The organism is uncultured Bacteroides sp., assembly GCF_910585845.1.
Taxonomy (GTDB): Bacteria; Bacteroidota; Bacteroidia; order Bacteroidales; family Bacteroidaceae; genus Bacteroides.
The window spans coordinates 21,902-34,923 of record NZ_CAJUHF010000040.1 but is presented as its reverse complement, the minus strand read 5'-3'; the positions used below and the strand labels follow the sequence as shown (position 1 = coordinate 34,923).

Annotated in this window: 6 protein-coding genes; all 6 read right to left on the bottom strand. The window is 43.9% G+C overall.

Annotated elements, in window-relative coordinates; genetic code table 11:
• Positions 1 to 65: 65 nt before the first annotated feature.
• Positions 66 to 2,006: a glycoside hydrolase family 97 protein gene (locus tag QZ323_RS10975; protein ID WP_294634728.1), complete on the bottom strand. Its 1,941-nt coding sequence runs from the start codon at positions 2,004 to 2,006 to the stop codon at positions 66 to 68.
• A gap of 13 nt (positions 2,007 to 2,019) precedes the next feature.
• Entirely contained in the window at positions 2,020 to 3,645 is a 1,626-nt protein-coding gene (locus QZ323_RS10970) for a glycoside hydrolase 43 family protein (protein WP_294634727.1), read from the bottom strand.
• 53 nt (positions 3,646 to 3,698) lie between these two features.
• Positions 3,699 to 5,084, bottom strand: a complete 1,386-nt coding sequence (locus QZ323_RS10965; protein WP_294634726.1) for a glycoside hydrolase family 43 protein — start codon at positions 5,082 to 5,084, stop codon at positions 3,699 to 3,701.
• Positions 5,085 to 5,121: 37 nt separating this feature from the next.
• Positions 5,122 to 7,536, bottom strand: a complete 2,415-nt coding sequence (locus QZ323_RS10960) for a TIM-barrel domain-containing protein (RefSeq protein WP_294634732.1) — start codon at positions 7,534 to 7,536, stop codon at positions 5,122 to 5,124.
• A 157-nt stretch (positions 7,537 to 7,693) separates the two neighbouring features.
• Positions 7,694 to 10,798 carry a glycoside hydrolase family 2 TIM barrel-domain containing protein gene (locus QZ323_RS10955; RefSeq protein ID WP_294634725.1) on the bottom strand — a complete coding sequence of 1,035 codons (3,105 nt, stop codon included), beginning with the start codon at positions 10,796 to 10,798 and terminating at the stop codon, positions 7,694 to 7,696.
• Positions 10,795 to 12,687, bottom strand: a complete 1,893-nt coding sequence (locus tag QZ323_RS10950) for a glycoside hydrolase family 97 protein (protein WP_294634724.1) — start codon at positions 12,685 to 12,687, stop codon at positions 10,795 to 10,797. The genes QZ323_RS10955 and QZ323_RS10950 overlap by 4 nt, the downstream gene beginning before the upstream one ends.
• Positions 12,688 to 13,022: the final 335 nt, after the last annotated feature.

Genomic DNA, 13,022 nt, shown 5'->3' with positions numbered 1-13,022 from the left:
GTGCAACTTTTTCATTTGTAAATATTTAGATTCTTAATTCAACCAACGAGTATTCGATATATTGTCTATTCTGTAATTAATATCCCGCCATTGCAAGGCATTGTTACTTGCAACTCCTGTTTCTTGCTCACTTTTATTGGCTTTACATTTCCTTGTAGTTCTTCATTGTCGCTGAATATCCGTACCTGTTTGCCGGGCGTGAACATCGGTAAGGCGATTTTCAGTTTTACAGTCTCTTTCTGTGCATTAACCCCTGCAACATACCATTTATCTCCATGCCTGCGAGCCATAATTACGTATTTCCCGGGATAGCCATCAATAAAACGTACTTCGTCCCATGTGGTAGGGACTTCTTTCATGAAATTTATTGCCCATTCCGGGGCATCCGTCAGGTTATTCGGAGCCAAGGCAAAATGTTGTACCGGGCTTTGAAACAGTACCGCAGTGGCCAAAGCAAACACGTCAGAAGTCATACGCCGACTTCCGCGGGGAGCATTATCTGAGTTATAATATTTATTCAGTGCACTGCCGCCAAAGTCCATGCTGCCTACCGTATTACGGATGAACGGATGCAGGCAGGCATTGAAAGCCTCGTTGTCACAGCTTCCTTGGGAGAAATGCAGGTTTTCACTCGCCAATACCGCTTCACTCGACGCATAGTTAGGATACATACGTTCCCAGCCGCGAGGCAAAGTACATCCGTGGAAAATTACCAGCAACCCGTATTCATTGGCATCAGCAAGAATATCCTCATACAGTTGCATGGTAACTTGCTTATCACCACCAAAGAAGTCAACCTTTATGCCACGTATTCCAATGCTTTGCATCCATTTCATTTCTTTACGACGGGCTATCGCATTGTCCATAATGCCACGGGGTGATTGTGGAGCATCATTCCAATATCCGTTAGAGTTATACCACAGATAGAGACCTACCCCTTTCTGCGCTCCATATTTAGCCAACTGCTCAATCTTATCATATCCAATCTGCGTATCCCACAATGCATCTACCAATACAGACTGATAACCCATTGCCGCCGAAAAATCAATGTAACGCAACTGCTCTTCATACTTCGTGCTTTCATCCATACCGATAATCCAACTCCAGGAACCTCTGCCGTACTCATATTTGCCGGACGCTGCATACAATGGCTTTACTACATCAAAAGAAACCGTTGTTTCAACAATCGGGGCTAAAGTTTCACCCAAAGTTATCGTCCGCCAAGGAGTTTCTCCGGGCAATGCAAGTCCGGGTGCAGTTGTACCATTTCCGTTCATTTCACCTTCTTGAGGAAAACCGATTGTATACAAGCCATTTTCATGTCCTAGCAGACGGCTTCCGCAGTATTTGCTATCCACCCCTGTTTCTGAAATAAGTATCCAGCCTTTGTCGCCATTACGGAACAGGCAAGGGAAAGTATATCCTTCACCCCATCCATTTTTACCCATAGAATCATCCGCTTTATAGGGAGTTTCGTAACTGGGCGACGTGCGGGCAAATCCCCCCATAGGTTTACTCTGCGGACACAGGAAAGTCGTACTCCCCTCAGGAAGCACAAAACCGGTCATTTCCTCTTTCACAACGCAGGACAAGGCATTCTTCTGAGGATACATTTTATATCTGAAAGCAACATCCCGGTCACTTACGCGAAATATAACATCAAAAATAACCTTATCTTGCTGGATAAACTGGTATACAGCTTCTGTAGCCACATAGTGCACATTGCTCTGCTTTATATTAGGCAATGTATAGGTCTCATCAATTTTGTTCGACCGGACATTCTGTCCCAAAGACATATCCCGGGAAAAATCACCGACATTAGTCACAAGTCCCAAAGGAGAAGAATGAATGAAAGGAGTACCATTATAGCTGATGCTATATGAAGGTTGCCCATTTTTATCGGAGATGGCTACCAATATTTTCCCATCGGGACTTGTAATTTGTTTCTCTTCCGCTTTTATTGCACCGCAAATTAATAACGCTGCTATAATCAAAAAAATTTTCATGAATATTTGGATATTATTTATTAATAGTCACTCTATCATTAGCTCTTTCATAGTCAAAGTAATCAACGTCGACATAACCTCCCAATGACTTCGTTGCATAGTTGAAGATAGCAAACTTGGTTCCCATAAAGAGCTTTGTATAATCAAAGCGCATTTTAAAATCCGTTCCTATCTTTTTCCATTCCTTATTATCCAAACTATAATAGAAAGTAGCAATATCGCGTTTCGGCATGAAGTCGCCTTCTATACGCAGATAAATGACGTCCTGATTAAAATCGACCTGTTCTTTTTCTTCTATATCCACACTGGCTATTGCCTTATTGGGAGTCTTATCAAAATTGACGACATTGGTAGACATAACCAGACGCTTTGCGTCCCCTTCTTTCATCACTGACAAAAGCCCGGAATGTCCGTTGAATGCACTGAATCCGGCTACATCTCCATCCTTCATATGAGAAACATCAAGCGAAATGGCAGCGCTGCACTTCGGTCCTTCCATACGTTGCGTAATCGTATTCGGAGCTAAATACAGGTTATCAACCACCCGGCTGGTCTTCAACCGCAGATAACCCGGACGTTCCGTCAAAGACCACTTATCATCTACCGGATTATGATTCCATTGCCAGTAGAGTGAAAGCTTCTCATCGCTGAAGTCATCACTTCCAAGTATTCCTTTAGTGTTTTCAGTCGGATATATCTCTTTCTCCATCGTTAAGGGTACATGACCGTTTTCATCTCCCAGCATCGGCCATCCATCCACCCAGCGGCAGGGCATCAGAGTAGGTACTCGGCCAATTCCTCCACGGTCCTGAAAAATAAGCCCATACCAGTCTCCTTCTTCCGAGTCAATAATACAACCCTGTCCTACTCCTCCGTAACCGTCAAAGTCATGTTCCAGGATAACCTTTTTCTCATAAGGTCCTGTAATCGTGTCAGCACGGTAACATACTTCCCTGCGCACCCGACCGGGAATGCTCCAGTCCATGGAGATCATCAATAAATAGTACTTACCGTTATGCTTCACAACCTGGCTTCCTTCCAATAGTCCCTGTTCGTCAGCATCCCGCTCGAATATCTTCATACTGACTCCATCGGGCTTCACATCCGACAAGTCACTCTTCAACTCTTTCAACTCACCGGTTCCATAGAATACATATACCCGTCCGTCATCATCAAAAAACAAAGAGGCATCATGGAAATGCTGTGTTCTCGACAATAATTCCCACTTTCCAGCGGGATCGTCCGTCGTGAATATATACGACCGGTAAGGTACGTCGTTTGGTGAGAACAATACATAGAACTTACCGTTATGATAGCGTATGGACGATGCCCATTGTCCACGCCCATAAACAGTTCCACCAATCAAATCATACTTTGAGTTATCAGTCAGTTTATCGAAGACATAGCTCACAGTTTCCCAATTCACCAGATCTTTTGATCTCATAACAGGCCCGCCGGGCATCAAGTGCATGGTGGTACTTATCATGTAGTAGTATTCTCCCGCACGTGTAATGGACATGTCCGGTATATCGGCATAAACCACCGGATTACGAAACGTTCCCTTCACCGGCATTTCCGAACAGGAACAGCCCATCAGTAATGAAGCAAGAGTCAGCCATGCCAACATCATCTTTTTCATGATATAGATATATATTTATTTACGATTTATTTCTAATGTGGTTTCCCGACCATTTACTTGAATCTCCAATAGTCCATGTTGAACATCTCTCCGTCTCCTCCTCTAAAAACGAGGTACAGATCGTGAACTCCACCCACCTTTTCCACATCGGTAACAAAGGTTTTCCACGTATTCCAGCCACCGGTATTACTGATATCGCATATCCCCAGCAATGTACCGTCAAAGTCATCCAAGCGGATTTCTATTTTTCCTTTGGTTATCGTAGCTGCGCGGACTTCAAATGTCTTTGCCCCTTTACCGAAGTCAACCGCTTTCACTTGAAGGAAGTCCCTGTTATGAATGGAAGTAACATACATCCCGCTGTCATCGTCCTTGGCGGTCTTGAGTCCCTGACTCCAAGCCATTGTTTCCGCCTCAGTCCGCTTGTAAGGATTCAGTGTACCAACAGGTTCAACTCCGACACCGTCATCCCACCAGGGCAGTTCCTTGATCGTGCCATCAGGATTATACTCCAACTCGGCCACACATATGGAACGGCGTTCATGATGCTTGTCGGTTATCATGAAGTTCAACCGGTAATTAAACCCGAACACATAAGATTTACCTTTATAATCAATAATGCCCGGATGGTTTCCGGAAGACTTTCTGTTAGGTTTCATTATATAACCCTTGAATTCCCAGGGACCTATCGGGCTGGGCCCCATTGCATAACCGATACCTTCCGGACAACACGTGCTTGCATAAGCCATATAATAGTGACCGTTCTTCTTGTATGCCCAAGGACCCTCTTGGAAATGATAAGGGTCTTTCTGATTTTCTATCTTCCGGATTAATTTATCTTTCGTGATTTCCCCCGCACAGGATATCATGTCTTCATTCAGTTTCACATACCAAAGATTAGGATTTCCCCAATATAGATATGCCTGTCCATCATCGTCTATCAATACACTCGGGTCAATACTGTCATACTCGGCACCAATCAAAGGTTTTCCGAGAGGGTCGGTAAAAGGGCCAAAGGGATTATCAGCAACCAGTACCCCGATGCCCCGTCCCTGCACGGGACAATACAAATAGAACTTTCCATTACGCTCGATGCACTGAGGAGCCCAGGCTCCATTCTCAAATCCTCCCCAACCTGATACGGCAGGGTCAGCCCATTTAAAGTCATACAAGTCGGCTATGGTTCCATGATCCGTCCAGTTCACCATATCGGTACTGGTGTAAAGCAACCATTCTTTCATGCGGAAGCCTGCCATTCCTTCGGGAGCATAGTCTTCATCATGGGTAGTATAAAGGTATACTGTACCCTTGTGCACCATTGGCGCAGGGTCGGCAGTAAATTTGGTCTGTATAATCGGAGTCTGGGCCTTCAGGCTCTCCTGAGGAGAAGCCATAAACAACATAACTGCCGTCAACCCAGGAAAAATAAGTTTCTTCATTGTTTCTCGTATTTAAAATCTATATTTCCAAATAGTACTAAAATTTCACACTCACTCTTTTCCCATTGTAGTCAACAACCTTCCGGCTTCCATCTTGAAGAACAACAGTAAACTTTCTGTTTTTCAACATTCCTTCGTATGCCCCCTTCCGTGCTCCAATGGTCAACTGGCGGGAAGCATTGTTCCATGTTATAGGGATTTCAGTATATGCTCCCAACTCATAATTATAATTATCAAATTCATCCTCATACAGAACAAAAGAACCATCGGTACCGGCATATACTCTCAATTCAAGATTATCCCATGGTTTCTCTGTTGCATACTGCACTTTAGGTCCCATTGGGATGATACTACCCGCTTTGACATACAACGGAATGACATCAATAGTTGTCTCTTTCTCTATTTCCTGTCCGCCGTCATACTTTTCATTCGTCCAGAAATCATACCAGATAGCACCTTCCGGCAAATATACCTTTGCGGACTTAGCCTGTAGAAAGTCTACCGGAGCTTTATTCTCAAATTTCTGAACATTATTCCTATCCCAGCCATCATTTTCTTTTAGTTTTACCAGCCTCTCCTGAGTGTATTGCGCATTCACTACCGGTGCTACCAGAATGGATTTGCCGAACATGTATTGGTCTTTCATATCCCATACTTTTTTGTCAGCAGCAAAGTCCATCACCAGCGCACGCATAAAACTCGACTGCCGTTCGGTCACTTCCCATGAAGTGGAATAGATATAGGGCAACAATGCATAGCGCAGATGAATCATTTTTTCAATAGCATCATATACCGGTTCACCTTTTTCCCCGAATTGATAAATCTCCCTCGGTGTATCAGCTCCATGTGAACGCATCATCGGTGTAAACGTACCGAATTGCAACCAACGCACATACAGTTCCTGATACATCGGATTCTTAGGTGCACTTCCGTCATTCCAGCCCCTATTATAGTTTCCGGCAAAAAAGCCACCAATATCCGAATTGAAATTAGGATTTCCGGTAAGAGTAAAATTCAAGCCTGCCGGAATCTGATTACGCAGTGATTCCCAGGAAGAACCGATATCTCCCGACCATACATTGGCTCCGTAACGTTGCTGTCCGGCAAAAACGGAACGTGTAAGAATAAAGACGCGTTTATCGGAAGTTACGGCACGCTGATTATCATACACCCCACCCACTGTCAACAGCGGATAAGCATTGCGCACTTTGCGGAACGAACCCAGATAAGTCTTTGTATCAAAGTCTTCCGGCTTCCAGTCAAAGTGGTCAGGTTCCGTAGAATCCATCCACCAGCCGTCCATGCCTAATTTGAAAATACCTTCATTCAGGTATTTCCAATAAATATCACGGGCTTTCGGATTATAGGCATCGTATACACGTACTCCGGAAGGATATTCCATATTGGGTGGCCAAGTCTCGAGTCCCGATTGGGGCCATGTGGAGAAGTTAAATAACATGCCATTCTTGTCCAGTTCTCTGTAAGGCTTGGTCATCGGTCCAAATGAGGACCAGATAGAAATCAGCATGTGCGCATTCATTCCATGCACATCATCAATCATCTTTTTAGGATCGCTGAACGAAGGGTTCTTAAAGTCCATCGCATTCCACAAATAGTTGTGTCCCCAGTATTGCCAATCCTGAATGATTCCATCGAGAGGAACACCCAATTCACGGTATTTCCGTACCACTCCCACCGTTTCTTCCTGGCCCTTATACCGTTCCTTGCTTTGGAAATAGCCGTAAGTCCAAAGGGGAAACATGGGAACCTGTCCGGTCAATGCACGCATCTGCGCAACCACGCCATCAGCATTTCCACCATACATAAAGTAATAGTCGATGCAATCTCCCACTTCAGACTGGAAAGAGGTCCCTTCCGGTTTATCAGCAAAATTGGTTGGCGAATAGTTATCCCAGAAAAGACCATATCCTTTCACAGACTGCACGAATGGAACCACATCCTCCACATTGCCCTGCACAAGACGTTTAGTCTGATTGCGTTGCGACATTTTCCCATTCTGAAGAATGCCCAATCCATAAAGAGGTTCATCTTTGTCCAAAAGAAACGTCTGCTTAACTGTGAATGTTTTATTTCCTGCATCATCAAAATCAGTAAACTCAGGCTTTCCTTTCTCACTAAGCAAAGGTTCTCCTTTAGTATTGAAGAAAGCCACAATGCCCGACTCCAAATTAAGAGTAACCTCCATCTCACTACTTTTCAGTCTAACTGTATTACCTTCCCTGGTAATGGCAGGTTTCACTTTTTGAGGAGTCTCTATTACCGAGAGGCTCTCTTTCATATACTTCCAGCCATCAGGAGATTTCAGAATTCTTACAATTGACGGAGTGTAGAATTGTAACTCTACATCTACAGAATTAACGGTCGCCTTAAGTCCCTCAGGAGTCTGCTGATAATCTTGCCCTATAAGAGAAGTACAACAACACAGCGCCATTAATATCAATACACTTTTAATTGATTTCATGGTTATTTATTATATTTAATGATTAAAACACTCCATAACTTTATGTGATACAAAAATAGCTGTATATCACTTGTATCCTTTTCAATTTTAGATATTTGAGTATCAACTTTAGATAAATAAACGACTATCAATCAGAATACTCCATTATATAGCCGTAATAATAAGTCTGATTGCCATCAATTGTATATTCATCCAACGTTCTTGCACCCCAAGAGTCAGTCCCTCCCACACCATGGATATTCAAATCAATATTCACATTCAAATAATCACGTTCGGGTAATTCATAAGCATGCCTGTTCTTCTCCAAGTCTTCCTCACTATAAGGCCACACACGAAAACAGAGCGGTTGCAAACCTGCCACCTTTATCTTCCGGCTCTCCTTGTCATTCAGTGAGAACCAACGAACATCACACCTGTTTGCATTATCTTGCGGAAAAGCATAATCTGTGATAAATTTATCAATATCCACCGCATAGCAACCGACAAAAGCCGCCGTTTTCCTATCCGGATAGTTTTCAAATTCGCCACGACCATACCATTTAATATAATTCATAGAAGAGGGCAAGCGCAACCTCATTCCGAACTTAGGCATCAATGGGATTTTTTCTTTTTCCGGTTTATAGAAAGCTTCTACCTGTATCTTTCCACTTCCGTTTATGGTATAGCGCAATCGGTAAGCAGCACCTACTGCCGGCAATGACATATCTGCTTCTACTACAGCCAGCCCGTTCTTTACAGAATAATCAATATGTTCAACCACACGTTCGGCAGCGGCATTTCTCCATACTCCCAAGCGGTTATTATACCCATTGTTCATCTGGTTGTCATTCGCCGGTTTCCAGAAATAAGGTTCCAAAGGAGCATAAAGGAGTTCCGTTCCACCATTCTTCCAACTCGCCAGAGCACCGGATTTCGCATCAATTACAAAACAATCCGAACCAGCCATTACTTCAATAGTGTCCAAAGAAGCATTCACTTCAATATCCCCCCCCTCTGAGGCAATCAGTTCCGGCTTACTTACATTCACCTGGAATTGCTCCTTACTGACAGTAAAACCTTTCTCGGCCCAACACGTACCCTGCTTCAGTCTGGCAAACACATTCAGAAAAAGTTCACCTGACCCTGCGAAAGAGGGAATATCCAGATATTCTCCGGCTACAATAGATGCCTTGCCCGACTTCACAGACTCACCGTTCTGCAGCCACTCATACTCATAATCGAACTCATCCAAAGCCGTGAACTCATACTTATTGGTGAGACGTACCTTGTTAGGAGCTTCGAGTGAAAAACCGATATTCTGATATACTTTCTGAACCTGATAGTAGTGCGGATGAGGAACACGGTCAGCTCCAATCAAACCATTGAAACAGAAGTTCCCGTTATTGGGGAAATCTCCGAAATCTCCTCCATAAGCCCAAAATTCACCTTTCTTCAATAACAAAGAACCCGAATTCTCCACTTCCTTTTCATATCCCGAATTTATTTTCTTTGCAATTCCCTGGTCAACCCAATCCCAAATAGCGGCACCTGCAATATGAGCATTAGCCTCAATGATATCCCAATACTCCTGCAAATTACCTACTGAATTTCCCATGGCATGGGCATACTCACGCATAAAGATAGGTTTATCACGTTTTTCACGGGCATACTCTTTAAACTTTCCGGGAGTATAGTAAGAGGGGTCGTTAAAAGCCGACACAGAAAGATCGGTATCACAGAAAATAATACGTGAAGCATCTATGGAGCGTATCGTATCTGCCATGGCTTTCATATTACAACCGGCACCTCCTTCATTGCCCAAAGACCAGAAAACCACACAAGGATGGTTCTTGTCACGTTGCACTAGTGCAAGAGCCCTATCCACATGTGCTGACATCCATTCCGGGTTATCACCAAGGACTTTATTGCCTAAACCATAATCGTGACTTTCCTGATTGGCCTCATCCATCACATAAAAACCATATCTGTCACACAGCTCATAAAACAACGGGCTGTTAGGATAGTGCGAAGTACGGATCATATTGACGTTGGCTTGTTTCATCAGCTTCAAGTCCTTTTCCATGGTTTCCCTATCCACCAACCTACCGGTACGAGGATGATGCTCGTGCCGGTTCACTCCTTTCAGTTTAACGGGCTTACCATTAAACTTGAAAGTGTTCCCCTCGATTTCGCACTTCCATATTCCCCAATGTGAGCATAATTTTTCAATCACCTGCTTTCTGTCGTAAAGTCTTATCTCAATATCATATAAACTGGGGTTCTCTGCCGACCATAGCTCCGGATTTTCCAATACAAAGGATAAAGAATAACACTCGACGGATGAAGACGGCAAATTCTTTACAGGAGCGGTCAGTCTTTTCGTCACTTTCTCTCCCCGTCTGTTTTTGCCCTTCAATATCATTTCAAGATTCAACTTGCCGGATTTATGTTCCGATGAATTCCGCAACCAGACTCTTGCCTTAAAGTCTGCCGATGAGAAGTCATCCGACAACTCAGTGGCAAACGAATAGTCTTTTATATGAGTCTCAGGACGAACCCACAGCTCTACCGGGCGATAAATTCCACTGAAACGCCACATATCCTGATCTTCCAGATAACTTCCGTCAGACCAACGGTAGACTTCCACTGCCAAACGATTTTGCCCTTCATTCACATATCGGGTAATGTCAAACTCAGCCGGAGCCATGGAATTTTCACTGTATCCTACCTTTTCACCGTTTACCCATACATACATGGCAGACTTCACCCCTTCGAAATGCAGGTACAACCGCTTACCTTTCATTTCTTCCGAAACATCAAACGTAGTCACATAAGAGCCCACCGGATTACGGTTTTCATAACTGAAGAAATGCTTCGGAGGCTCTCCCGTCACCCTTGGCTGATCTTTCTTAAAAGGATAAGTCCAGTTAGTATAGATAGGTTTCCCATACCCCTGCAATTGCCAAGTGCCAGGTACAGCGATATTGTCCCATCCGCTAACATCGAAATCACTCTTATAGAAATCAACCGGGCGCTTTTCCGGGTCAGCAGACCACATGAACTTCCATGTTCCATTCAATGATACAATCTCGTTACATGCAGCCTTCCCAGAGGGAAGCGTCAACGTAGCATGATACTCTTCTTTATTGATTCCTATCACGTTCGGATTTTCCCAATCAGGCAATTGCTGAGCATGTACCTGAAACGCGAGGCATATCACAGGCAAAAGCCTCCAACATTTTGTTTTCATCATCTTATTACAGCTACAAAACCACCGCGTGGTAAACACTTTATCTCTAAACCAATTTCTTCGTCCGACAAATGAATATTTTCTTCAATAGCAAAACTTCTGTCATCAGTGCCGTCCTTGAACAAAGACACCTGCTTTCCACTTACTGGAATAGCCGCCAGAGGTGCACGGAGCGTTCTCGGCTCATTGGTGCCGTTGATGCCCGCAATATACCATATATCACCTTTACGCCGTGCCATAACAACTTCCACTCCGGGATAACCAGCCAAAAGTTTCGTATCATCCCAAGCAGTGGGTAGTTCAGACAGAAGATGTTTTACTGCTTCCGGCAAGTTATCATAAACCGAAGGCCTGTCGGGCATGTGCTGCAAAGCCGATTCGAAAATCACGGGCAGTGCAAGTTCATGCCCGTGCGATGTGATATGCGGATGCTGTGAATCAGAAAAAGTTCCCGGAGTATAGTCCATCGGTCCTACAACGTTTCTCGTGAAAGGCAACGTGGCATTATGTTCGGCCGCCCGGTTGGTCAGTATCGAATTGTTATTGTACCACTCGGCACCATACACACCTTCTACCGACATCATGTGCGGATACGTACGCTGCCAGCCACGCGGGATGGTGGCGCCATGGAAGTTGAGCAGCAGCTTATATTTTACTGCATCTTCGAGCAAATCTATATAATAGTTCATGGTAGTTACGCTATCGCCGGAAAAGAAGTCTACTTTCACCCCGGCAATACCCATCTCGCTCAGCCATTTATATTCTTTTTCCCTGTCTTCTTTCTTGTTCAGCCGATACAAGGGTTCTGGACCGAGCCAATTTGTACTTGAGTTATACCATAGCAAGGGCTTGATACCTTGTTGCAGGGCATACTTCACTGCGTCTTGGAGGTCACCTCCATTCCCCATTTCATTCCATTCCCAGTCAATCAAGTCGTAAGGCCACTTCATGCGAACAGCTAGGTCGATGTATTCTTTCACTATCTGGTAATCTTTGGAACCGTGGTTATGTGCCCAATAACTCCACGATACCATGCCTGGATTTATCCATTCTGTGTTTTCCACTTTGGAGGGGTCGGATACGTCGGTAACTAATGTGGATTCCACGATATCACACAGGTCTCCTATGATGAGCAGCCGCCAAGGTGATTCCCATTGTCCGTTGTTGACAGGCTGCTGGCCGACCGGATATACTTGATAGTTGTCACGTTGGTCTCCATTATAAAGAAGGGAACCGCAATGTCCTCGCCTGATGTTTGCTTCTGTCAACAGTACGAATACGGAATCTTGCAATTCTACAAGTGCTGGATATCCCCATTTGTCTACATCGGGATGGTCGGCGAGTTTGCCGTCTGTCGATAATGGAAAGAACTTTTCGTATCCTGGGTCATACTGTTGCATCCATCTTTTGGCGCCTTTCGGGATGATATATGTGGTATGTTCATGGGTGACATTTTCTTTATCGGAAATGGCTTTGATACCATATTTAAATGCGATGCCATCATTGTATGCTCTGAATGTGACTTCTAGCGTCTGTCCGGTTTCGTTCTCGAAGGAATAAACTCTCTCGGAAGCTTCATTCGTACAAAGGCTACGTTTTCCTGTTATCATCCGGTAGTCGTCAATCACGCGTTTTGATGCGGATACTTCCTTCAGCTTCAGATTTCCAGCCAGCTTCTGTACATCGGTTTCCAATCCCAGTCTCGATCCGGAAAGAATGTTTTTTTCTTTGTAAGCTACTGAGAAGGATGTTTCTCCCGAAGCGTTTTTTTCGGAGGGTTCTATTGTGATTTTCAGATTTCCGTTTGGGGAAACAATGTCAAGTGTTTCCGAATGGCACGCTCCCATCATGACGGCAATTGCTATAACCCATGTTTTTCTTAGCAGATTCATAAACATTTCTTTTTTATTTCTGAATATTACATTGGGCAAAGATAGCCTAATCGCATTGTTTTTTATAATAATCATGTAACAGAAACATTTGTCTATGTAACGTGATATGCTCCTTGTGGCGACTGAGAGGGGTTCATGTAACAAATAGCTTCACTCTTATTACATAATCTGCTTTATACATGCATCAAGGCCTGTTGGCAATCGAAAGAAAGGTGTAGTGGAGCAGATATGTCGGAGCTGTATGAATTGGCATGTCTGCCTGTTTCCGACGAGTAACAGAAACGATAATGTAACATCAGAAAACAAACGTGTAACATGGTTATATGTAGGATATA